Consider the following 24,874-nt stretch of genomic DNA (forward strand, 5'->3'; position numbering starts at 1 on the left):
ATACTATTTATGAAAGATAGTTTAACTATTTTATAAGATATAGTTCTTTTTTGTTTCATATAAATTATTCTAAGGATTCTATTATTTCAGTATTTAAATGTGACAATATAGCTTCTGAATTATTAAACCATTGTTCAAGGGTGTTTATGTTATCATAAATATATTTATAAATATATTCAACAGCAGCATTAACCTCTTCAATAACATAATCATAAACTATATTTATTTTATCAATAGATACTAAAGTTTTAGCAATTTGTTCTTTAACTGCATCTTCAATTATTAAAAAGTCATTATCAAACCTAGAAATTAAAATATCTTTTTGCTTATTAATATATTTACTTTCTGTATAGCTAACTTTAAGATAAGATAAAAACTTTTCAAAGTCTCCAGCATTATCTAAAGGCTCTAAGGAGAATAAAATTCTAAAGAATAAATTCCAATTAAACTCACTATTCATTACTTGTTCAAAATATTCACCAAGTATTTTTTTAAATGGGTGATCATAAACTACACTTCTTTCAAATATTAAATGAGAATTAAAATCTAATTGTTCATCTGAAATTAAGTTTAATCTATTTAAAGCATTTATTAGTATATCAGTATAATCAGCTTCGTTAGATATATTGTTTTTAAAGAATACATATTCAACTATAGTTTCACAAGAATCCTTAAAATTAATAGTCATATCAATAGATTCTTTCATTTTTGATGAGAACATATCGTATATAAGTTTTGATACTATTTCTTGAAGATTTCTTTTATTTGAAACATTAGTTTTAACTTTTTTTGATTCAACATGTCTTAAAACCGTTAATAACTGATTGTCTATCATAGTTAAATTATTTTTTATAGAATTCATAATATCTTTTAAAAATTGATCTTCAATAACATAATTAGAATTTTTATATATTATTTGATGCTCAATTTCGCTCCAAAACATATTTGTAAGAGATTTAATTTGTAATTCAAATGGAATTAATAAATTCTCATAAAGAAGTTTTCCATCAATCCTATAAATTGTGAAGCCATTCTTTTGCTTTTGTGGTTGTTTACCAGAAAGTTTAAGAAAAATATTATTATAATTATCACTACAGTAAAAATCATCATCAAGTTTTTTATTGAAATATTTTTTTAAGAAACGATAAATCTTCTTTTCGTCATCACCAAATCTGCATTCAATTCTTATTCCAATAAGATCACTTAATTTAAATATAAGGTCATTGGCATTAGGGTAGCGTTTATAATAATGATTTCTAAGTATTTTTTCACGTAAGCTTTCTGTAGATTTAACTCTACAGCTAATATTAGAAAAATCACAATAACTTTCATCTAAAATATTAAAAAAGATTTTTTCTAAATCAATAGAAGCTTTAATTAGAACTTCTTGATTATTTGTTAATTCATTTAACGCTATTTCTAAATAGTCAAATTCTTTAATATTCAAAATTACACCTCTATCTAAATATTATAAAATTACAAAGCTATATATCTAATTATAAATACAGGAAGTTTATAAATGTTTTAATGTAATTTATAGATGAGCTAATAAAGTTAAGTGTTTATAAATTTCTTCTAGGAATTTTAAAATTAATTTCTTTTTCAATTTCAGAAAGTACTCTAGAATCCTTAGGGTCTACAAAAAGACAAGTATAACCATCTTCACCAGCTCTTCCAGTTCTACCTATACGATGAATATAAGTTTCAACATTTTCTGGAATATCATAGTTATAAATATGAGTAACTCCACTAATATCTAAGCCGCGAGATGCCACATCGGTTGCAATTAAATATTGAATGTCAGCATTTCTAAAAGATTTCATTATTCGTTCTCTTTTAGATTGTTGAATATCGCTATGAATTACTTTACAGTTATATCCGCGTCTATGCATTACAGTTTCAAGTTCGTCAGCTCTTCTTTTTGTTCTACAGAATACAATTGCCATAAATGGATTATCTATATCTAAGACTTTACATAAGGCGTCTCTTTTTTCTCTATCAATAGTTTCTACAACATCTTGTTTAATATTACTTAAAGTTATTTCTTCTTTCTTAACAGTTACAACTATAGGCTCTTTCATATATCTATAAGCAAGTTTTTTTACAGATGAATCCATAGTTGCAGAGAAGCATAAGATTTGCTTTTTCTTTGGAGTTTCTTTCATTATAGCTTCAATTTCATTTCTAAAACCCATTAAAAGCATTTGATCAGCTTCATCTAATACTAATGTTTTTAATGAACTTAAATTTACAGTTTTTCTTTTAAGGTGGTCTAAAAGTCTTCCAGGAGTTGCAATTATAAGTCTAATATTTCCTTGAAGTTTTTTCATTTGTGAGCCAATATCTTTTCCGCCATACATAGATAATACACCAACATTTTTAGCAGTACTTAATTTATTAGCTTCTTCAGTGATTTGAATAGCAAGTTCTCTTGTTGGAGAAATTATTAAGGCTTGTATGCCTTTAGAGCCTAATGAGATATTCTCAAATATAGGTAGTAAGAATGCTAAAGTTTTTCCAGTACCTGTTTGAGCTTCTGCTATAACATCTTTATTACTTAAAATATGTGAAATACTATCTTGTTGAATAGGCGTTGGGGTTTTAATTCCAGATTTTTTTAGTATATTGTCTATATCATTACTAATTCCTAAGTTTTTAAAATTCATATATTATACCTTCCATTTGTCTTAAGTTTCATATAATTATAACATACTAATTTAATTACAACTGTAAAAATTAAAATTTATTTCTTATAATTAAAACTACAAGTCTCCAGTTAGTAAGCTAAACTTAAAGCTATGAAAGAATATCAGTAGGTATTTCTTTTGCAAAATATTTAATACTTTATTAAATTCAATAGAAAACTAATGTCGGTATAGGCATATAAATAAAAAAAGAATTAATATATGTAATTAGTAATAGGATATTATTAATTAAAAGAATATAGTTAAAATGGATGAAATAAATTTAATTTATCTGATAATTGTAAAAAGCAATTTTTACAATATAATTATTTTATAACAAAAAATGGTATAATAAATATGGTTTAAATAAATAATTTGGAGGTATAGTTTTGGATAAAGATGCAGTTAAAGAACACATTCATATAGGCGAAGATGGGCATATATACACACATACCCATGATGATAATGGAAAGCATACACATAAACATATACATGAAAATACTAAGGCAGTAGTTAATAGATTATCACGTGCAATAGGGCATTTAGAATCTGTAAAGAGAATGGTGCAAGATGATAGAGATTGTAGTGAAGTATTAATTCAATTAGCTGCAGTAATAGCAGCCTTAAATAACACAGGAAAAGTTATTTTACAAGAGCATATTGAAAATTGTATAGTAGTTGCAGTAGAATCAGGTGATAAAAAAGCTATAGAAGATTTAAATAAAGCAATAGGACAATTTATTAAATGACATAATATTGGAATTTTATTGAAAAGAGGCTGTTTTGAAAATTATTTACAAATGGCCTCTTTTCTAATGTTTTATAAAGTTCATTATATTTGTTTTCACATAAACTAAGCCGTTACAAGACTTTCTACTTCTGTTATATCATTAGCTGTCACAACTAATGTATCATAGGGTAGTATTACTGTATTTCCATTTGGGATTATTATCTTATCTTTACGTTTTATCATAACTATAAGAATATTACTTGCTATATTTGAATCCTTTATGGCTTTGTTAGCAATAATACTATTATCTTTAACTGAAATCTCCATTAAATTTGTACTTTTATCTTCTTTATAAAAATTAAAATTATTTAGATTATTACCTGATAAAACAAGTATATCACCAGGTAATATTACTGTAGCACCATTAGGTACAAATACATCCCCTTTACGTTTTATCATAACAACAAGAATATCTTCGGGAATATTAGCATCCATTAAAGTTTTATTAGCAATACTATTATTTTCACTAATATTAAATTCAATTAATTGTGTACTTTTATATTCTTTATAATCATTAAATGTTTTTAAGACTGATTCAGAGTTATCTATCAAATCAAGTTTTTTTGCAACTAGAGGTATAAGGGTTCCTTGTACGGAAACTGAAAATAATGCTATAAAGAATATTATATGAAAAATATCATTATTTATTGGAACACCATATGTTATAGCAAATATTGCAAAAACTATTGAGGCTGCCCCTCTAATACCTACCCATGATATGAAAAGTTTTTGCTTAAAAGGAACTTTAAATAGGCTTAATATACTAAATGTTGCAACTGGTCTTGCAATTAAAATCATAAATATTGAAATTGATACTCCTTTAAGCATAACTGATGGAATTTTAGATGGAAATGCTAATAATCCAAGTAAGAAGAATAACAATATTTGCATTAGCCAAGATACACCGTCGAAAAATTGGAATATGCTTTTTTTGTGAGGAATTTTACTATTTCCTATGATAATACCTGTTATATAAACACTTAAATATCCATTTCCACCAAAATATTCACTTAATGAATAAGATAATACTGCTATAGCAGTTATGAATATAGGATAAAACCCTTCTATTTCAAATTTGGTATGTCTTAGTAAAAAAATTGAGGATTTTGACAATATAATTGATGCCAGTATTCCTACAATAATTTGACTTAATAATATTGGAATTATATAGCCATATCCACCATTAGACATTAATCCTAATATAATTATTGTAAGCATGTACGCAAATGGGTCATTACTACCACTTTCTATTTCTAAGGTAGAAGCAAGTGAGCCTTTTAGATTTAGCTTTTGTGAACGTAATATAGCAAAAACAGATGCTGCATCTGTAGATGCAACTATTGAACCTATAAGTAATCCTTCTAATAATGTTGTTTTAAATGCTAAGAAGCAAAACAAACCTGTTAATCCAGCAGTTAAAACAACTCCTAATGAAGACATAGCTATAGATTGTAATGCGACAGGTTTGGCCATATTCCAATTAGTACCAAAGCCTCCATAAAACATTATAAATATTAATGCTATAGAACATATATCACTAGCTAGTTCATAATTATCAAAGTATATGCCAACAATGCCATCTGACCCAAAAAGCATTCCGAGAACTATAAAGATTAAAAGAATTGGTACACCGAACTTATATAATATCTTTGTAGAAGTTATACATATTAATAATATTAGTGAACAAATAATCATCAAGTTTAACATAGTTTTTCCTCCTTTGTAAAAAATAAACAACTATTACATTTTTAAGTATATATTACTATATTTTTTTCTTTATTTCAATTATACAAAATATCATCAATATTATAAAAAAATACCCCCTACCGGGCTTGTGGTAAAAAATGTTAAATGATAAGATTTTATTAATAGCTCACTTAAAAATATTATTAGGGGGAAGAAAATGAAAAAAAGAAAAGTAGTATTATCACTATTTGTTGCGATGAGTTTAATGCTTGTTGGATGCGGTAGTGCTGGCAATGAATCTGATAACAATATTAATGAAGAAGAGGTTGTTACTAATAGTTCTAAGAATGGTATATCAATATATGTTGGAACTAATATTTTTGAAAGTAGTTTAGATCCTATTAAAGGTGCAATGAGTTATGGGTACTCATTTACAAATTGTGCATTAACAAGAGTAAATCCAAATTCAGAATATGAAGGAGATTTAGCAACAGAATGGGAGATAAGCGAAGACTCTTTAGTTTATACATTTAAATTACGTGAAGGTATTAAATTTCAAGATGGATCAGATTTTACTGCAGAAGATGTAGTGTTTACTTATGAAACTGTTAAAGAAAATCAAGGAAATAATGAAAATGTAGATCTATCAAGATTAGAATCAGTAAAGGCTTTAGATGAATATACAGTTGAATTTAAATTGTCAGAGGCTTACTCACCTTTCTTTGATTCAGTAGCATCTTTAGGAATAGTTCCAAGTGATGCTTATGATAGTGAAACCTTTGATAAATATCCAATAGGTACTGGAGCCTGGAAAGTTGTTCAATATGATACAGACCAACAAATTATAGTGCAAGCAAATGAAGATTATTATGAAGGTGCACCTGAAATTAAGCAAGTAACTTTTATAAAGATGGACAATGAAGCAGCATTTTCCAATGCAAAATCAGGTCAATTAGATATAGTTATGGTAGCACCTAATTATGCAGATGAAAAAATAGATGGAATGCATATTGAAAACCTTGAAACAATGGATGTTCGTAATATTAGTTTGCCATGCTTAAAGGAGCAAACCATAACAAATAAAGATGGAAAAGAAGTAACTGTAGGAAATAATGTTACTTCTGATATTGCAGTTCGTAAAGCTTTAAGTATAGGAATAGATAGACAATCAATAATAGACAATGCGTTAAATGGTATAGGTAAGCTAGCAGTTGGCTTTACTAATAATTTATCTTGGGGTAATACTACTACTTATGAAGATAATCAAAAAGATGAAGCTAAAAAGCTTTTAGAAGAAGCAGGATGGGTTGATTCAGATAATGATGGAATTAGAGAAAAAGATGGAATAAAGTGCGAGTTTGAGGTATGTGCAGCAGCTAATGACCAACAACGTTATTTATTAGCAGTTGCAGTTGCAGAGGATGCTAAGAAATTGGGAATAAGTATTAATGTAACACAAGCGACATGGGATGAAATTACTGAAAAAGCTAATAGATGTGGAATAGTATGGGGATGGGGTCAATATAGTCCAACAGTATTAAGATCATTACTTTATTCTGATTTATTCTTAACTGGTGGTTATGACAATACAGTTGGATATTCTAATGAAAAAGTAGATAAATTAATTGATGAGGCTATAGATAGTAATAATCAAGAGGAAGCAGTTGAAAAGTGGAAGGAAGTTCAAACTGTTTCAGCAGAAGATTATCCTTATTTATATATAGTAAATATTGAGCATAGTTATTTTATAAATGACTCTGTTGATATTTCAGTAGATACGCAAATCCCACATCCACATGGACATGGTTCTCCAATTATTTGTAATATGAAGGATTGGAAGATAAATGAATAGAATTAAATATATTGGTTCAACATTTTTAAGAATGTTATCACTTTTAATTGCAGTTAGTATTTTATCTTTTATATTAGTTACATCATCTCCTATAGACCCATTAACAGCATATGTAGGAACAGAGTCTACTTTATCAGAAGCTGCAAAAGAAGAAATTGCAGAACACTGGGGATTAAATGATCCCCCAGTGACTAGATTTATAACTTGGGGAAAGAATGTATTACAAGGTGATTTAGGTACATCAATAACTTTTAAGCAACCAGTAAAAACAGTAATTTTAGAAAGATTTAAATACTCAATTGTTTTAATGCTGGTAGCGTGGGTATTTTCAGGAGTTTTAGGATTTATAATAGGAATTTTAGCTGGAGTATATAAGGGAAGTATATTTGATAAGATTATAAAGATATTTTGTCTTGCTCTTCAATCGGCACCAACATTTTGGATTGGATTATTGGTTTTAAGCCTTTTTGCAGTTAAGTTAGGATGGTTTCCTATAGGGCTTGCAGCTCCAATGGGAAAATTATCTTCAGACATAACTATTTGGGATAGAATATATCATCTTATATTACCAGCTTTAACATTAAGCGTATTAAGCATAGGTAAGATAACTTTATTTACAAGACAAAAATTAATAGAAATAATGAATAGTGATTTTATACTTTTTGCAAAAGCAAGAGGAGAAAATACTGCTCAATTAATAATGAGACATGGAATTAAAAATATAGCATTACCAGCAATTACTGAACAGTTTGCATCTTTTAGTGAGCTCTTTGGAGGGATTGCTTTAGCAGAAACAGTTTTTTCTTATCCAGGCTTAGGTACTGCAACAACAGCTGCAGGCTTAAAAGGTGATGTTCCATTATTACTTGGAATAGCAATATTTAGTGCTATATTTGTATTTGTAGGAAACTTTATTGCAAATATATTATATGGAGTTTTAGATCCAAGATTAAAAGAGGAGGGATATAATGCTTAATAATCCTTCCGCTAATTTAGAGAAGAAAAGAATAAGAATATTTTCAAATACTAGAAAAAGAATAACTTTTTATGTGACGCTTTCAGTTATTTATTTAATGGTAATTTTTATTGTGGGTTTAACAATGAGTCCAGATAAATACGCAGTAGATTATTCTGCAAAATTTATGAGTCCATCTTTAGAACATTTATTTGGAACTGACTTTATGGGAAGAGATATGTTTTGGAGATGTATTAAAGGTTTATCTAATAGTATATTAATAGGTGTTTTTGCATCTATAGTAAGTTCATTTATTGCTCTTATATTTGGAATTTCATCTGCTGTTATAGGTGGATGGTATGATAAATTTATTAATTGGTGTGTAGATCTTTGTATGGGAATACCACATCTTATCTTATTAATATTAATATCATTTATGCTAGGAAGAGGAGCTTTTGGAGTTACTGTAGCAGTTGCAGTTACTCACTGGACAAGTCTTACAAGATTAGTACGTGCAGAAGTTTTACAAGTTCGTTCAACACAGTATGTACAAGCTGCTTATAAGATGGGAAAAAGTAAATTTGAAGTAGCAAAAAAACATATTATACCTCATGTACTTCCAGTATATTTAATTGGAGTTATATTATTATTTCCACATGCAATTATGCATGAAGCCTCTATAACATTTTTGGGGTTTGGACTGCCAGCAGAGGTTCCTGCTATTGGTGTTATTTTATCAGAAGCAATGAAGCATATTGCAACAGGTAAATGGTGGCTTGCATTATTTCCAGGACTTATGTTATTAAGTGTTGTATTACTATTTGATGTAATTGGGGAAAATCTTAAGCTGTTAATTAATCCAAGTAGTGGAAATCAGTAAATTAATGCAAAGGAGGATTATATGAAGGATAATATAATGGTATTAGAAGAAAATGAAAAAGTATTAGAAGTAGAAAATTTATCAGTAGCCTTTAGCATGTATGATAAAGGATTAAATAAAAATGATTTAGAAGTTATTCATGAATTAAGCATAAATGTAAAAAAGGGAGAAATAGTAGCAGTAGTAGGTTCTAGTGGTTCAGGTAAAAGTCTTCTAGCTCATGCAATAATGGGAATACTTCCTGGTAATGCAAAAGTAAAGGGCAATATAAAGTTTTGTGAAGAAAATCTAACAGAAAAATATTTAAAAAAGATTAGAGGGAAGGATATAGCGTTTATACCTCAATCAATAGAATTTTTAGATCCGTTAATGAAAATCGGAAAACAGGTTATTGGAATTAATGGTAATAAAGAAAAACAAAGAGAGGTATTTAAAAAATATGATTTAGACGATAATGTTGCAGATAAATATCCTTTTCAATTATCAGGAGGTATGGCAAGAAGAGTATTAATAGCAACAGCTGTAATGAATAATGTAAAATTAATTATAGCAGATGAACCAACTCCAGGTTTAAATTTAGAATTAGCTATGGATACATTAAAACACTTTAGAGAAATTGCAAATAGTGGTTGTGGGGTTTTGTTAATTACTCATGATGTAGATTTAGCATTAAATGTTGCTGATAGAATAGCTGTTTTTTATTCAGGAACAATAGTTGAAATTGCAAAAGTATATGATTTTATAAAAGGTAAGGAGTTTTTAAGACATCCATATAGCAAAGCTTTTATTGATGCACTTCCACAAAATAAATTTAAAGCTATACCAGGATTTCAACCCTATGCTGGAAATTTACCAACAGGTTGTTTATTTGGGGATAGATGCCCTATAAGGTCTGAAGCTTGTAATAAAGCTATTGAAATGAGAAGATTAAGAGGTGGAGAGGTGAGATGTATTAATGCTACTTGAGGTAAAAAATATAAGTTATCGATACAACAAAAATTCTCCTTGGATACTTGAAAATGTTAGCTTTACTATAGACTCTAAAGAACGGGTTGCTTTAGTCGGTCCATCAGGTTATGGAAAAAGTACCTTATCTAAGATAATATCGGGATATATAAAACCTGAAAAAGGTGAAATTTTATGGGATGGTAAACCAATTCCTGAAAAGGGATATTGCCCAATTCAAATGATTTATCAGCATCCTGAAAAGTCAGTTAATCCAAGGTGGAAAATGAGTAAAATCTTAAATGAGGCATTTAAGATAGATGATAATATTTTAAGTGAAATGGGCATAGAGAAGTCATGGCTTAGCAGGTGGCCAAGTGAATTATCTGGTGGAGAGTTACAGAGGTTTTGTATAGCAAGAGTTTTAAGTCCAGAAACTAAATTTTTAGTTTGTGATGAAATAAGCACAATGCTTGATGTAATAACTCAAGCACAAATATGGAATTTTCTTTTAAAGATTTCCAAGAAAAATGAATTTGGGATGCTTGTAGTTACTCATAATATGGAATTAGCTAAAAGAGTTTGTGATAGGGTAATAGAATTGCCGAAATTAAATAAAGTGGAAGAAGTAGCAGTATAAAATAATGAAAAGTCTAAAATAAAGAGTAGTAGGTTTAGGAAGAACTTATAAAGAGTAGATCTGAATTACTTAAAAGTTTCATTCTCTAATTTACTGCTTTTTGTTTTATTGAATATTTAATATATTTTATATGTGATTTTTAAATGAATTATACTTACTGGAATCTAAAAAAGTAAATTTAATATTGGTGAAAAAATTAGTATTAGTGTAAAATTATATCTGTATTTATAAATGCAAATGTTGGAAAGGAGGATAGTGGTGAATTATATTAAAAATAAATATGAATTTAAAAAGGTTATTAAAAAAACTAATAATAATCGGTTAATAGCTATGTTAATAGCAACTTTCATATTATTTAATATTTTAATTAATATAGGATATAGTGTATCTAATGCCTATCATAATTGTACACATGAAAATTGTAAAATATGTATTGAAATAAATGATTGTATAGTCCACATAAATAAATATGGGATTTCACTTAGTTTCTTTAATATTAATAATCTTTTTAATATAGCAATAATAGCATTTATTTTAATATTAGTTAATAAGTATTTTTATAATAATACATTAGTATCCCTTAAGGTGCGGTTAGATATTTAAAATCCTTTTGAATTATTTTTTGATTTTAAAATAGTTAACTCTATTTGAATTTTAAAAAATAAAATAAGTTAATTTTATGAGAAAATAAATAATTCAAAAGGAGAAAAGTTAAATGATAGAAATAAAGCATGTTGTAAAAATATTCGAAGATAATGAAATAAAGTTTAAAGATATAATTTTTGAAGATAACACATCTTATGTATTACTTGGACCATCAGGATGTGGTAAATCAACATTATTAAATTTATTAAGTGGAAATATAAAGGCTGATGGAGGTAATGTACAAGCAACCATAGAAAATATTAAATATAGGTTAGAAGCTTTACCAAAAGATAAATTGCAAGAGTATAGAAGAAATAATATTAGCTATGTATCACAGGAGTTTAATTTATTTGATAATTTTACTGTTTACGATAATTTAAATATAATAAATCATGTAAAAAGTACTAATATTTCTATAGAAGAGGCGATAAAACTTGTTGGATTATCAAAAAAGTTAAAACAAAAGGTAAGTACATTATCAGGTGGAGAAAAGCAAAGAGTTTGTATTGCAAGGGCACTCTTACAAAAAGGAAAAATAATTTTATGTGATGAGCCTACTGGTTCATTAAATCAAGCATTAGCAAATGAAATTATAAAGCTTCTTATAGAATTGCATAAAAAAACTAAAAGTACTTTAATAGTAGTTACACATGATGAACGTTTAACCTCGTATTTTGATAAAGTTATTCATTATGAAGATTTTACTAAGATGAGTATTGGAGGTATAAACTAATGATAAAGTATTCTATAAAATCTTTATTAAGCAAAAAAACAATAAGTATTTTATTTAGTTTAGCTATATTTATTGCAGTATCTATAAGTATGTTAGCTATTAATATTAGTTCACAAATAGAAGAGGGATTTTATCAAGTTGATAAAAAATATGATATAATAGTTGGACCAAAAGGAAGCGATACACAATTAGTTATGTCAAGTTTATTCTTTTCAGATGATCCTCTAGGAACAGTAGATAGTAAATATCTTAATAAAATATCTGAAGAATATGATTTAGCAAAAATAATTCCCCTAGCTATAGCTGATTATTATAGAGACAGTAGAATAGTTGGAACTACTAGTGATTTATTAGAAGAGTATCAGTTAGAAGAAGGTAATTTATTTGCCAATAATTTTGAAATTGTTATAGGAGGTAATGTAGCTAAAGACTATAACCTTAAAATTGGAGATAGCTTAATAACAGCTCATGGGACTAGTGCTTTATCAGAGCAGCATTACCATAGTCCATATACAGTAGTAGGTATACTAAAAGTAACAAATACATCTTATGATAATACTTGCTTTACTAATGTAGAAAGTGTACATGCTTCTCATGAGCATAGTGAAGATGATGAAAATGAAGGTATATCTACAGAAGAACTTGAATATGATAATGAAAGTCATAGTCAGAATAAAGAGTATAGTTATGATATTCATTATGAAGAAGATCATGAACATGAAGAAGTTGCTGGATATACTTCATTATTAATAAAAACAGGCAATATGTCTATAGCAAATAAATTAGAGGCTGATTTTAATGAAAATGCAGATATACAAGTTATAAATACAACAAAAGTTTTAAGAAAATTAGTTGGAAATATAGATATGAGCAAACAAGTAGCTTTATTATTATGTGGAATCATAATAATATTAGCAATACTTTTAACTTGTGTAATGAGCTTTTTAATGCTTATTAATTTGAAAAGAGATATAAATTTATTTGGATTTTTAGGAATGAAAAAATCAAAGATATATAGTTATGTCATATGGCAAACAGGAATATTAGTATCAATAAGTATAGTAGCATCATTAGTGATAAATAAGTTTGTATTAAAAATTGCAAACAATATTTCATCACAATTAGGAATTGTTTTAGATGTAACTAAGATTTATCCAAATGAAATTTATATTACATTAAGTTATATAGGAATTATAATGATTTCAACAATTTTATATACCTATATTAGAACTAAAAAGGGGAATTAATAAAGTATGAAAAAGTTTATTTTAATGATAGTTACAATTTGTTTATTATTAGTAGGATGTAATAAGAATAGTGATTCAAAAAGTATAAATCAGGCATCAGGAACAGTTACAGAAATAAGATTTAAGGATATGATAGATGTAGAAGAGTTACGCAAGTTAGATGGAACAAAGGTTAAAATTACAGGATTTATGGCTCAAAGTTCACCTTTAGATGGCTCAATGATATATCTAATGAATATGCCATATCAAAGTTGTGTATATTGTTTACCTAATACTAATCAACTTGTTAATACTATGGCTGTATATCCTAAAGAAGGAAAGAAAATTGAGTTTTCAGATTTAGCAGTAGAAGTTGTAGGAGAAATTAAATTTGAAGATATAACTGATGAAATGGGATATTCATATAGTTATAGAATAGTTAATGGACAACTTAAAGAGGCAGATGTAGAATCTTTAACTGAGGAAGCAAAGCTATACACTCAATTAGTAGATAGAGGATTTGTTGATGCTATTAGCAACGTAATTTTAGAAGCAAATACTATTATTAATTATGAAAAGATAGGATTAAGTACAACTGATATTGATAAAATCTCTGATGATTTAATAAAAACATTAGATGATACTTTTGATGGGTTAGATAAAGGTAAGTATACAGATATATTAGAACAAGTAGAGAGTTTGAAAGGATTAGTTGTTGAGATAAATGATTTAATAGAGGCAGGAAATTATTCAAAACTTTCAAGTTTACAAGGTAGAGATCTCGATGTATTCTATGCAGTATATGAGTGGTTAATGAAACCGGAGCTATAATTTTTTAGATATATGCATATCAGAGTATAAATAATTTATTCCCCCAATATAATAATAGCACCAAGTAATGAGCTTTAATATTACTTAGTGCTATTTCTTTTAGAATATATATACTAATTAAATTATATTTTTATATAAGGATATATATATTATGATAATTCAGATTTACCAGTATATAATTGATAGTATCTACCTTTTTCTTCTAATAGAGAATCGTGATCTCCTCTTTCAATTATTTCACCTTGTTCAAGAACCATTATTGCTTTAGAATTTTTAATAGTAGAAAGTCTGTGTGCAATTACGAAAACAGTTCTTCCTTCCATTAGTTTGTCCATACCTTCGGCAATAAGTTTTTCAGTTCTTGTATCTATTGAACTTGTAGCTTCATCCATTATTAATACTGGAGGATTTGCAATTGCAGCTCTTGCTATAGCTAATAATTGTCTTTGACCTTGTGATAAACCTTCACCATCTCCAGTAATAACTGTATTATATCCATGAGGTAAGTGTTTAATAAATGTATGTGCATTTGCAAGTTTAGCTGCTTCTTTAACTTCTTCATCGGTAGCCTTTAAGTTACCATATCTGATGTTATCAGCTATAGTTCCGGTGAAAAGATGAGTATCTTGAAGAACTATTCCTAATGATCTTCTTAAATCATCCTTTTTAATATCCTTAATATCTATTCCATCATAAGTTATTGTACCAGAATTTATTTCATAGAATCTATTTATTAAATTAGTTATTGTAGTTTTACCTGCACCTGTTGAACCAACAAAGGCAATTTTTTGTCCAGGTTTTGCAAATAAACTAATATCCTTTAATACTATTTTTTCTTCATTGTAACCAAATACAACATTTTTAAATCTAACATCACCAGTAAGCTCTTTTAATGCAGGAGCTTTTAAGTTATCATTAGCTAAATCAGCGCAAGCTTCCTTATCTTCACTATCTCTTAATTTTGAGGCTAATGCTGCAGGAATCTTCCAAGCCCAGTGGCCTGTATATTTTTCAGTTTCTACTAATTCACCATTTTCTTTGATTTCTACTCTTGTTAAAGTAACTTCACCTTCATCAACTTCAACTTCTTCATCTAAAGCAGCAAATATTCTTTCAGCACCAGCAAGGGCAGCTAATATCATGTTAACTTGTTGAGAAACTTGAGCAATTGGGTTAGAAACTTGTTTTGTATATTGTAGATAAGAAACTAAAGAACCAAGGTCAAATGCTCCACCTATAGTCATTAATCCACCAACGCAGCATGTAACAGCATAATTCATATGAGAAAGATTACCAAGCATTGGCATCATAAATCCACCAAATGTTTGAGCGCCAGTAGAAGCCTTTCTTAACTCTTCATTATGAACTCTAAAGTCTTCAATTGCTTTATCTTCATGACAGAATACCTTAATAACCTTTTGTCCTTCTATCATTTCTTCGATATAACCATTTAATTTACCAATATTTTTTTGTTGCATGCCAAAGTAGTACTTACTTTTTCCACCAACTTTACTAATAATAAATATCATTAAACTTAAGAAGGCAATGGTAATTACACTTAAGATTGGACTTAAAACAACCATCATTATTATAGTTCCCATAAATGTAAGTCCAGAAGATAAAATATTTGTAAAACTATTATTTAAAGCTTCACCGATATTATCTATGTCATTAGTATATAAACTCATTAAGTCACCATGAGTATTTCTATTGAAATATTTAATAGGAAGTTCTTGCATCTTATTAAATAAATCTGTTCTTATATTACTTATTGTATTTTGTGAAATATGAACCATTATTCTTGAATATCCATAAGAAGCAAGTGCACCTAAAGCAAAAATTGTTCCAAGCAATACTAACATTTTAGCAAGACCTGCAAAGTCACCAGGTAATATATAATTATTTACTAGTGGTTTTAGGAAGTATGAACCTGCAATCATTGCAAAGGAATTTATTACTATTAAAATCATTACGAATAATAGAAGTAATTTATATTTACCTACATAGTGCATTAAAGTTTTAATTGTCTTTTTCATATTTTTAGGCTTCGGAGGTCCTGGTTTTTTACCACCTTTACCTGGCATTCCATGAGAAATATTTTTAGGCTTAATTTTTTCCTTACTCACGTAAACCCACCCCTTCTTGTTGAGATTTGTAAACATCTTTATAGATTTCGCTATTTTCAATTAATTCATCATGAGTACCAATAGCACTTATTTTACCATCATCCATAACGATAATCTTATCAGCAGTAGATACTGAATTAACTCTTTGAGCAATTATTATCTTAGTAGTATTTTTTAAATCTTCTGCAAAGGCTTTCCTAATCTTAGCATCAGTTGCAGTATCAACAGCACTTGTACTATCATCTAAGATTAATACTTTAGGTTGTTTTAATATAGCTCTCGCTATACAAAGTCTTTGCTTTTGACCACCAGATACATTAACACCACCTTGTTCTAGATGCATATCATATCTACCAGGAAGTCTATCTATAAATTCATCTACACAAGCAGAGGATGCAGCAGCTTCAATTTCAGCATCTGTTGCATTTGCATTACCCCACATAAGATTTTCTTTTATAGTTCCAGAGAATAAAGTGTTCTTTTGAAGAACCATTGCAACTTCGTTTCTTAATGTTTCTAAATGATAGTCTTTAACATTAACTCCACCAACAAAAACTTCTCCAGTAGTTGTGTCATATAATCTTGGAATAAGTTGAACTAAACTTGATTTACCGGAACCAGTGCTACCTATTATACCAACAGTTTCACCAGCTTTAATAGTGATATTGATGTTTTCTAAGTTATTTTCATCACTATCATCTTCGTATTTAAAATTAACATTTCTAAATTCAATAGATCCATCTTTAACTTTAGTTATTGGATTTACTGGGTCTTTAATATCAGATTCTTCTTCTAAAACTTCAATTATACGTTGTGCTGATGCAACAGCTCTAGACATCATCATAAGAACCATTGAAAGCATCATAAGAGACATTAATATTTGGAAAGAGTAAGTCATAAAGCTTGTAAGTTTACCAACTGTTAATGATCCTGCGTAAACCATATTTCCACCAAACCAAAGAATACCTATAACACTAGCAAAAACAACAGCTTGCATAATTGGCATATTTAGAACAACTATACCAAAAGCACCTTCAGAAGCTTGTAATAAATCATCATTACTTACTTTGAATTTTTCTTTTTCCTTATTACGTCTTACAAAAGATTTAACAACTCTAATACCAATTAAATTTTCTTGAACAGTAGTATTAAGATTATCAATTTTCTTTTGCATTGATTCAAATCTTGGTTTAACATTTTTTATTATAAGTCCAATTGAAATAATAAGAACTGGCATAGATACTAAGAATATCATTGCTAGCTTAGAACTAATTGTAATAGATAATATACAAGCAACTATAAGCATCATAGGAGCTCTAACTAAAAGTTTAATTCCCATTGTAAGAGAATTTTGTATCATTGTAATATCTGTAGTTAAACGAGTAATTAATGAGGATGTGCTGAACCTTTCAATATTTTTAAATGAAAAAGTTTGAATTTTTTCATATTCAGCTTGTCTAAGTTCTGAACCAAAGCCTTGTCCAGCTTGTGCTGAAAATTTTGACAGCCCAAGGCCAAAAGCTAGTGATATCATTGCCATAACAACCATTAGTAGTCCCATTTTTATTGTGTAGCCCGTATCTCCAGCAGAAATACCAACGTCAACTATTTGAGCCATTACTAATGGAATTAATAATTCAAAAATAGCTTCTAAAGCAGCACATAAAACTGCTAATATTAAAGGCGTTTTATATTTCTTCATATACGGAAGTAGTTTTTTTATCATGATTTCACCTCTTTATAAAATTTTTATTTATATAAAACACTACTGTTACTGTAGTAGATATTTATTACAGTAATATTCATGTTTTTACATTAATTTTAAATACATAGTAGACTATATATTGTATTAAAAATGAATAATAGTATTATTCCATATTATCTAGTGACTTATTTAATAAATACTTAAACATTTTAATCTCTTCATCTGTCATTCCTTCGGTTAATTTACCTTCAATATGAGTTGCTCCAAATTTAAGGCTTTTACAAATAACTTCTTGACCTTGTTTAGTTAAATGTAGACATTTATATCTTGCATCATCAGTGCTTGGACATCTAACTATCAATTTTTTTTCTTCTAATCTTTTTACTATACCAGTTACTGTAGGATTAGTTAGCTTTAAGCATTTTTCTATATCCTTTTGAAAAACATCTCTTTTTCGTTCATTTCTATCAATGAAGCATAATATTTCATGTTGAACGCCAGTTAAATTAAATTGTAAAAGATTTTTATTAACTTTATTTGAAATCCTTCCATTAAGAAATTTAATTAAAAGACCAACATGATCTCTAGGATTAAAGTCACTCATTTTTTCTTCTCCTTGAATACATAGTATGCTATGTATTTTATCACTAATAGATATTATAGTCAAATAAGAATAAATTTGTACCATTTTGTTACTATGGGATTTAGATTGGATAAATTTTGTTTGTTTGATATAATTTTAAAGAGTACTATAAAAATATTTAGGGGAGAAGTAATGAATATAGTTTTTGAAGTGATTAAAAATTCATTTGTAACTTTATGTTATACTTTGATTTGCATAACTATTGTAGGATTTTTAATAGAGATATTTGAGAGACAGGCTATAAAAAACATATATATAGGAATAGGATATAAAGGTATTATAATTACTGGATTGGGAGTAGTAATTCATGAATTAAGTCATTTAATTTTTGTTTTATTAGGTGGAATGAAACCAACAGAAGTAAAGCTATTTAGACCTATTAAAGGGTATACTGATGGAAGGCTCGGATATGTAAATTATTCATATAATAAGAGTAATATTATACATAGGATGTTTTTATTTTTAGTAGGTATAGCACCTATAATAGGAGGAACTTTATTCCTTTTTGTAATATTGAAGTTATTAATACCAAATACGTATTTTCAATTACTAGAAATAATTAAATATTCTTTAGATATAAGTAAAGAAATTGGAGTTTTTAGCTTAGAGTTTATTTCTATAATAATGAAAACAAGTTTTGATATGATTACAATAATTTTTGCAAGAGATAATTTTTCAAAGATACAATTTTGGATATTTATATTTTTAGCAATGTCTGTGGCATCACATAGGTCATTAAGTTCTGCTGATGTAAAGGGGGCTTTAAAAGGATTACCTAGTGTTTTTATACTTATATTTATAGTAAACGTAGTTATGGTATTTTTAGGTTTTAGTCCAGAGAAATTATTAAAAATAGGTTGTATTATAAATACTTATATACTTATGTTTTTAATGTTAGCTATTTTATTTTCTATAATTAATGTAATTTTAACATATATTTGGAGGATGATTTATAGATTTATATTCAATAGTTAGTAGAAATTTTTTTAGAAGGTTTGAAAAAAGAAATATATGGAGGAGAAAATTATGGATTGGTATTGTGCAGTATGGAATAGTGATGCAGTATCTAGTGCAGCAGGAGCACAAGTTTTATATGAAATGTTATGTGAAGGTAATACTACATTAGTTGGTGATATAGATATAATTGATGAGTTTTATGAAGATTTAATTTCAAAAAAGCTTAATATAACAGCAGATAAAGGAAAAGGTTTTGTAATAATAGGGTGCATGATAGAAGATGCTGAGTATTTAAATGATTTGGTTCAATCTATGGTAAAAGCTCATGGATTATCATATTATGAACCACAAAACATTACATATATATTTTAAAAAGAACAACTGCTTAGGAGGATGATAAATATGTGGTTTGGCGATATATTCTCAATTATATTTCCTATAATGTTTATTTTAATTGTAGGAGTAATAATTATTAGTATTTTTAAAGGAATAAAAGAATGGAGCTATAATAATAAGCAGCCAATAATACCAGTAGATGCTATAGTAGTTGCAAAGAGGGGACATACTACCCATCATCATAATAACAACACTCATACTAGCTCTAGTTCTACAACGTATTATATTACATTTGAGTTTAGTAATAGGGAAAGGATAGAACTTAGGGTTCCATCGACTAAATATGGATTAATAGCTGAAGGTGATAATGGAATTTTATCTTTCCAAGGAAGCAGGTTTATTAGTTTTGAAAGGAATATAGTTTAATAAAAATGCAAAATTTATAAGAAATAATCTATAAATAAGGGAATCATTTTGATTCTCTTATTTATAGTATACGAAAAATTTATTAAGGTAAGTAGCATATAATTAATTTTAATAATAATTAAAGTAATAGTTTTGTTTGGGATATAATAACCTTATATAAGTATAATAAGGTAGGTAATAAGTATGGAGAAGGAAAATCAAAAGAAAATTACAGTAAGAGGTACAGATTCCAAAGATAATAGATTTTTTTCAATTGAAAATATATATATGTTAAGGAAAGCAGAAGAAGAGGTTGTATGGTTATTAGATAGAGGATATTATATATCGAGTATTATGGAGCTTGTGGGGGGAAGGTATCAGTTTTCATCAAGACAACGTATAGCAATTCAAAGAGCAAGTTGTGCAATTAAAAATTTAACTTTAAGAAAAGCTAAGGAATATAAGATTGATGAATTAAGCGGAAAAGATATTAACATTGATGCGTTTAATTTTATAATTACATTAGAAGTGGCATTATCTAAGGGGCTTTTAATAAGATGTATGGATGGAACAATTAGAGATTTAGCTGGTCTTAGGGGTACGTATAGATTAATTGATAAAACATATATTGTATTAGAGATTTTAGAAAAAGCATTTGAGGATTTAAAGTTAAGAGGTGTTAATTTTTATATAGATAAGCCTGTATCTAATTCTGGAAAACTTAAAACAAACATATTAGAAGCAAGTACAAGATGGAATTGTAATACTAATGTTTATATTGTTCAAAATCCTGATAAAGAACTTGAAAATATGGATTATGTTGTATCTAGCGATTCTATAATACTTGATAAATGTACAGGTTGGATTAATTTAGCTAAGTATATTATTGAGGAATATATTACTGATGTAGATATAGTTAATCTTGATATTATTAAGAATGTATTAAAATAAATAACAGCTTACATGTATCTCCATATAATAAATAGTATAAATGATTTTATTTACAAAGGAGGAGATAGAATGAGTTGTTGTAATTGCAATAAGAAAAACTTAATTAGAACTGTACAAAAGTATAATCTTTTAATTAGACTTTCAGAAAGGTTATTTGATAAGAGTGAGGAATTGCTTAATAAAACAGCAAGGAAAGAAATTATTGAGGCCATTAAAACATTATGTAATGCAAGTAGAACTTATGATCAGGCAAGAGCATGTAAGCGTGTAGCAGAAAAGATTTTGCGTGAGGATATTTGCGGAAATGTATGCAATACAAACAGTAATAGCTGTAAAGAATTAAAAGATAGTGCTAATGAGCAGTTTGATCTTTCAGAAGAATATATTGAGAGGGCTGTATGTTCATTAAAAAATGCATTAAATATGATTGATAAATCAATTGAAGCTAAAGAAAAAGGATGTATATTAGAATTAAGATATGAAGAGTGTATTAAAACTTCAAATAACACAGAATCTTTAAATAACACAGAATCTTTAAATAACACAGAGTGTGAAAGTAATACAAATTGCGAAAATAATATAAATTTCTTTGAGTATATAGATTGTTTAAACTCTACAGAAGAATTAGTTAATACTGATAGTATAAGTGAAATAGGTAGTTTAAGTGAGTTAGATAGTTTTAGGGATTCAGAAAATATAAATTCACAAGAAGATTTAAGTGAGTTAGACAGTTTTAGAGATTTAGAAAATATAAATTTACAAGAGAATTTAAGTGGTGGAGATAATTTTGATGTAGAGGAAGAGTTTTTATAAAAAGTTTAATTTTATATAGAAATAATTTGTATTCTAAGCCATAGATAATCCTATGGCTTTATTTTGTATTAAACATATTTTTTCTTTTAATTATAGTTTATAATTAAAAGAAAAGTAATAACTTTGTAATAGGTATGAAAATCAAAGGATATTGTGAAAATCTTATGAGAGGTGATAGCTATAGAAAAAGTTTTAGAATTTTTATATAAAGAGTATTTACTTCATGTTGATATGATAGAATGTATTAAGAATAATGAGTATAAAATAATTGAGTATATTGAAGGTGGAGTTTTAATATCTGATAAAGAAGAGGCATTAATAATGTTAACAGCTTTTAATATGGAAACAGCAAAGGCTTTAATAGATAAAATACCTAAAGGTGTTGAAATGCTAGTTATTCATCAATATTTTTATTGTAATTATTTAAAAGAAAGATTTAATGTTTATGATGAAATGAGTTGTTATCAGAGTGTTTATACAAAAAATAAACCTTTTAATATTGAAGAAAGTAGTATTAATGTAAAAATTCTTAATGAAGAATATGTAGAAAGTATATTTAATAATTATTCAAGTAAAAATACTGTAGATATTAAATATATAAAGGAGAGAATTAATACTAATACTATGTTAGGTGCTTTTATTAATGAAAAATTAGTCGGTTTTATTGGAACACATGAAGAGGGTTCCATGGGAATATTAGAAGTATTACCACAGTATAGAAAGAATGGGATTGGAGCATTATTACAAAAACCTGCAACTAATTTAGCATTACAGCAAAGTAGAATACCTTATGGACAAGTTAAAGTTAATAATGAAAAATCCATTAAGCTTCAAAAAAAACTAGGATTTGAACTTTCTAGTGAAATGGTATATTGGCTAATGATAAAATAAAATTAAAAGTTAAATATAAATTTATTTAGTTAAAATTAGAAGTGATAAATGGCAAGTTAGAAGTAAAATTGATAATGTATATAAAAAATTATCAAAAGTTTTTTTTACTTGCCATTTAATTTATATTAATTTAAAGTAGATTTTAATTTTGAAGGTGATAATTTTTCTCTAAATAAACAAAGTATAACCCCTAATAATAATCCAATTAAAGCAGGTACAAGCCAGCAAAGACCTTGAGAATAAAGTGGAAGTTTGTATAATAATTTATTTAAAAAGTCAATATTCAATCCAAGTTGAGATAGAGCATCTAAAAAACTAACAACTCCTGTAAATAAAATAGTTAATTTATATATAGTAGAGTTATCTTTAAAATATTTATTTAGGATTCCAAGAACTATAAGCATGATTGCAATTGGATAAATTCCATTCAATATAGGAACTGAAATAGATAGTATTTTATTTAACCCCATATTAGCAAGAGACATACTTGAAAGGACTAAAATTCTTACCCAGTTTTTATAAGAAATCCTACTTGTTAAACTACCAAAGTATTGGCTACAAGAAGTTATAAGTCCGACAGATGTTGTTAAACAAGCTAAAGTAAATACCACAGCTAGTAATACTAGTCCAGGAGCACCAAAAATGTGAGACATTACATTGGTCAAGGTTTCTGCACCATTTGAAGTTGAACCATATAAATTACCACTAGTTGCACCAAGGTGAGCAAGCATTGAATAAATAACAATTAATAGTAAACCAGCCATAAGTCCAGCTTTTATGGAGGATGAAATTACTGAATTTTCATCTTTTATTCCTCTAGATTTTATAGTAAGTGAGATAACAATACCAAAGTTTAATGCAGCAATTGTATCCATAGTTAAGTAACCTTCTAAAAATCCTTTTAAAAATGGATTAGCAACATATTCAGTTGCAGTATTTCCATAAGAGCCTAATGGGCTAAATAATGAAGATATAAAAATTATAGCAATTAAAAATAGAAGAGTAGGAGTTAAAACTTTACCCATTCTATCAACTAACTTTGATGGTGATAATGAAAGCCAGTAAGCCACAGCAAAGAAAACTAAAGTAAATAAAAATAATGCTAAAGTTCTTGACATGCCTTGTGGTAAATAAGGTGCTACAGCCATTTCAAAAGGTAAGCTACCAGCTCTTGGAATTCCAAGTCCAGGTCCTATTGATAAATATATTAATGTTGTAAAAATTAGTGCAAATATAGGATTAACTTTTTTTGCTAAATTGTATAATCCGTTAGATTTAGCAACAGCAACAACTCCTAAGATTGGAAAGCCTACTGCTGTTATAAGGAATCCAGCCATAGCTACCCAAGTTTTATTTCCAGCAGATTGCCCTAAAAATGGTGGAAAGATTAAATTTCCAGCTCCAAAGAATAATGAGAAAAGCATTAAGCTTACTAATAATAAATCTTTTTTTGATAAGTTTTTCATAATTTTGCCCCCAGTATTTTTAATTTATTTGTTATACAAAATAGCATTTATATGTTTATTAAAGTAAATATTAACAATAATGTATAACAAGTAGTATGATTTAATCTGATTTTAAATTTCTTATTTTAATATCTATGTCGCTTTCTATACTCATAACGTTGCCCCCTTTTTGTGAAAAACTTAATTAAATTAATAAATTTGAATAAAAAAAATCCGTCCCTTAAAAACAAGGGACGGAATTAACCGCGTTACCACCCTAATTCTATAAAAAGATTATAAAAATCCCTTATAGCACTTAGTTACATATCAAACAATACGATTTTCTTTTAACGGGAAAGACTCCGGCAATACTTACTAAAAAGTTCAGTACTGCTTCTCCGAGATGATTTTCAGTAATACATTGAACATTGGTTTGCAGCAAAATACCAACTCTCTGTAGAACAAATATAAGACTTACTTTTCTCTTCACAGAATTTATTAACTTAATTGTTATATTAAGGATACAACTTTGAATTTAATATGTCAACACAAATTTAAAAATAATTGGTATAAAGATTAATGAGTAAGTATGAATATATAGTATAGAGTAAATTTACTATTTGAGAATTATATTATTGAAAAGTAAAAAATAATTAAACTAAAGGGAGAAGTAAGAAAGAGGTGAGTATTAAATATAGTTGTATTAGAATTTGAAATTATAATTGAAGAAGGTAT

At 27.4% G+C, this 24,874-nt stretch carries 23 protein-coding genes and 1 other annotated feature; of the genes, 16 read left to right on the top strand and 7 right to left on the bottom strand.

Annotation, left to right across the window (positions count from 1 at the left end):
- Nucleotides 1-64 precede the first annotated feature (64 nt).
- Both LPC13_RS04175 and LPC13_RS04180 read right to left on the bottom strand, forming a co-directional pair.
- Nucleotides 65-1,447: a GTP pyrophosphokinase gene (locus LPC13_RS04175; RefSeq protein WP_234088622.1), complete on the bottom strand. Its 1,383-nt coding sequence runs from the start codon at nucleotides 1,445-1,447 to the stop codon at nucleotides 65-67.
- 115 nt (nucleotides 1,448-1,562) lie between these two features.
- A complete protein-coding gene (locus tag LPC13_RS04180) occupies nucleotides 1,563-2,666 on the bottom strand; it encodes a DEAD/DEAH box helicase (RefSeq protein ID WP_005216261.1) in 1,104 nt (367 codons plus the stop codon).
- A 440-nt stretch (nucleotides 2,667-3,106) separates the two neighbouring features.
- Here LPC13_RS04180 and LPC13_RS04185 point away from each other — a divergent pair, with 440 nt between their 5' ends.
- Nucleotides 3,107-3,433: a metal-sensing transcriptional repressor gene (locus LPC13_RS04185; protein WP_425458695.1), complete on the top strand. Its 327-nt coding sequence runs from the start codon at nucleotides 3,107-3,109 to the stop codon at nucleotides 3,431-3,433.
- Between the two features lie 104 nt (nucleotides 3,434-3,537).
- Here the strand turns inward: LPC13_RS04185 and LPC13_RS04190 are convergent, their stop codons facing one another.
- Nucleotides 3,538-5,181, bottom strand: a complete 1,644-nt coding sequence (locus LPC13_RS04190) for a potassium/proton antiporter (protein ID WP_040420226.1) — start codon at nucleotides 5,179-5,181, stop codon at nucleotides 3,538-3,540.
- 196 nt (nucleotides 5,182-5,377) lie between these two features.
- Here LPC13_RS04190 and LPC13_RS04195 point away from each other — a divergent pair, with 196 nt between their 5' ends.
- From LPC13_RS04195 to LPC13_RS04235, 9 genes are all read left to right on the top strand, one after another.
- Complete coding sequence (locus LPC13_RS04195; RefSeq protein ID WP_005216266.1) at nucleotides 5,378-7,012, top strand: ABC transporter substrate-binding protein; 1,635 nt, start codon at nucleotides 5,378-5,380, stop codon at nucleotides 7,010-7,012.
- Nucleotides 7,005-7,988, top strand: a complete 984-nt coding sequence (locus LPC13_RS04200) for an ABC transporter permease (protein WP_005216269.1) — start codon at nucleotides 7,005-7,007, stop codon at nucleotides 7,986-7,988. The genes LPC13_RS04195 and LPC13_RS04200 overlap by 8 nt, the downstream gene beginning before the upstream one ends.
- Nucleotides 7,981-8,847: an ABC transporter permease gene (locus LPC13_RS04205; protein ID WP_005216270.1), complete on the top strand. Its 867-nt coding sequence runs from the start codon at nucleotides 7,981-7,983 to the stop codon at nucleotides 8,845-8,847. The genes LPC13_RS04200 and LPC13_RS04205 overlap by 8 nt, the downstream gene beginning before the upstream one ends.
- Before the next feature lie 21 nt (nucleotides 8,848-8,868).
- Entirely contained in the window at nucleotides 8,869-9,813 is a 945-nt protein-coding gene (locus LPC13_RS04210) for an ABC transporter ATP-binding protein (RefSeq protein WP_005216272.1), read from the top strand.
- The gene (locus LPC13_RS04215) at nucleotides 9,803-10,432 is read left to right on the top strand and encodes an ABC transporter ATP-binding protein (protein WP_005216274.1); all 630 of its coding nucleotides are present in this window, start codon (nucleotides 9,803-9,805) and stop codon (nucleotides 10,430-10,432) included. Before LPC13_RS04210 ends, LPC13_RS04215 begins: the two co-directional genes overlap by 11 nt.
- A gap of 258 nt (nucleotides 10,433-10,690) precedes the next feature.
- Nucleotides 10,691-11,035: a hypothetical protein gene (locus LPC13_RS04220; RefSeq protein WP_040420227.1), complete on the top strand. Its 345-nt coding sequence runs from the start codon at nucleotides 10,691-10,693 to the stop codon at nucleotides 11,033-11,035.
- Between the two features lie 112 nt (nucleotides 11,036-11,147).
- A complete protein-coding gene (locus tag LPC13_RS04225; protein ID WP_005216276.1) occupies nucleotides 11,148-11,810 on the top strand; it encodes an ABC transporter ATP-binding protein in 663 nt (220 codons plus the stop codon).
- Nucleotides 11,810-13,057 carry an ABC transporter permease gene (locus LPC13_RS04230; protein WP_005216277.1) on the top strand — a complete coding sequence of 416 codons (1,248 nt, stop codon included), beginning with the start codon at nucleotides 11,810-11,812 and terminating at the stop codon, nucleotides 13,055-13,057. The genes LPC13_RS04225 and LPC13_RS04230 overlap by 1 nt, the downstream gene beginning before the upstream one ends.
- A 6-nt stretch (nucleotides 13,058-13,063) precedes the next feature.
- On the top strand, nucleotides 13,064-13,867 hold the full coding sequence (locus LPC13_RS04235; RefSeq protein ID WP_234088623.1) for a hypothetical protein: 804 nt from the start codon (nucleotides 13,064-13,066) through the stop codon (nucleotides 13,865-13,867).
- 149 nt (nucleotides 13,868-14,016) lie between these two features.
- Here the strand turns inward: LPC13_RS04235 and LPC13_RS04240 are convergent, their stop codons facing one another.
- The 3 genes from LPC13_RS04240 to LPC13_RS04250 all read right to left on the bottom strand — a co-directional run bounded on the left by LPC13_RS04240 (nucleotide 14,017) and on the right by LPC13_RS04250 (nucleotide 18,302).
- Nucleotides 14,017-15,951 carry an ABC transporter ATP-binding protein gene (locus LPC13_RS04240; RefSeq protein ID WP_234088634.1) on the bottom strand — a complete coding sequence of 645 codons (1,935 nt, stop codon included), beginning with the start codon at nucleotides 15,949-15,951 and terminating at the stop codon, nucleotides 14,017-14,019.
- Between the two features lie 34 nt (nucleotides 15,952-15,985).
- Nucleotides 15,986-17,719 carry an ABC transporter ATP-binding protein gene (locus tag LPC13_RS04245; RefSeq protein WP_005216282.1) on the bottom strand — a complete coding sequence of 578 codons (1,734 nt, stop codon included), beginning with the start codon at nucleotides 17,717-17,719 and terminating at the stop codon, nucleotides 15,986-15,988.
- Between the two features lie 142 nt (nucleotides 17,720-17,861).
- A complete protein-coding gene (locus LPC13_RS04250) occupies nucleotides 17,862-18,302 on the bottom strand; it encodes a MarR family winged helix-turn-helix transcriptional regulator (RefSeq protein WP_040420228.1) in 441 nt (146 codons plus the stop codon).
- 171 nt (nucleotides 18,303-18,473) lie between these two features.
- Between LPC13_RS04250 and LPC13_RS04255 the strand changes: the two genes are divergently transcribed.
- From LPC13_RS04255 to LPC13_RS17075, 6 genes are all read left to right on the top strand, one after another.
- A complete protein-coding gene (locus LPC13_RS04255; RefSeq protein ID WP_040420229.1) occupies nucleotides 18,474-19,316 on the top strand; it encodes a hypothetical protein in 843 nt (280 codons plus the stop codon).
- Nucleotides 19,317-19,367: 51 nt separating this feature from the next.
- Nucleotides 19,368-19,670 carry a hypothetical protein gene (locus LPC13_RS04260; protein WP_040420230.1) on the top strand — a complete coding sequence of 101 codons (303 nt, stop codon included), beginning with the start codon at nucleotides 19,368-19,370 and terminating at the stop codon, nucleotides 19,668-19,670.
- A gap of 30 nt (nucleotides 19,671-19,700) precedes the next feature.
- On the top strand, nucleotides 19,701-20,060 hold the full coding sequence (locus LPC13_RS04265; protein ID WP_147576287.1) for a DUF2500 domain-containing protein: 360 nt from the start codon (nucleotides 19,701-19,703) through the stop codon (nucleotides 20,058-20,060).
- 183 nt (nucleotides 20,061-20,243) lie between these two features.
- Nucleotides 20,244-20,990 (top strand): DUF434 domain-containing protein, encoded by a 747-nt coding sequence (locus tag LPC13_RS04270; RefSeq protein WP_234088624.1) that lies wholly within the window; start codon nucleotides 20,244-20,246, stop codon nucleotides 20,988-20,990.
- A gap of 69 nt (nucleotides 20,991-21,059) precedes the next feature.
- Nucleotides 21,060-21,803 carry a hypothetical protein gene (locus tag LPC13_RS04275; RefSeq protein ID WP_234088625.1) on the top strand — a complete coding sequence of 248 codons (744 nt, stop codon included), beginning with the start codon at nucleotides 21,060-21,062 and terminating at the stop codon, nucleotides 21,801-21,803.
- 171 nt (nucleotides 21,804-21,974) lie between these two features.
- On the top strand, nucleotides 21,975-22,694 hold the full coding sequence (locus LPC13_RS17075; RefSeq protein ID WP_234088626.1) for a GNAT family N-acetyltransferase: 720 nt from the start codon (nucleotides 21,975-21,977) through the stop codon (nucleotides 22,692-22,694).
- Nucleotides 22,695-22,819: 125 nt separating this feature from the next.
- On the opposite strand, the gene brnQ is transcribed toward LPC13_RS17075, so the two are convergent.
- The gene (brnQ, locus tag LPC13_RS04285; protein ID WP_195244425.1) at nucleotides 22,820-24,160 is read right to left on the bottom strand and encodes a branched-chain amino acid transport system II carrier protein; all 1,341 of its coding nucleotides are present in this window, start codon (nucleotides 24,158-24,160) and stop codon (nucleotides 22,820-22,822) included.
- 226 nt (nucleotides 24,161-24,386) lie between these two features.
- Nucleotides 24,387-24,638, bottom strand: a binding site (T-box leader).
- Nucleotides 24,639-24,874: the final 236 nt, after the last annotated feature.

Origin of the sequence: Clostridium celatum (assembly GCF_021412605.1) — a bacterium.
In the GTDB taxonomy this organism is placed as follows: Bacteria; Bacillota; Clostridia; order Clostridiales; family Clostridiaceae; genus Clostridium; species Clostridium celatum.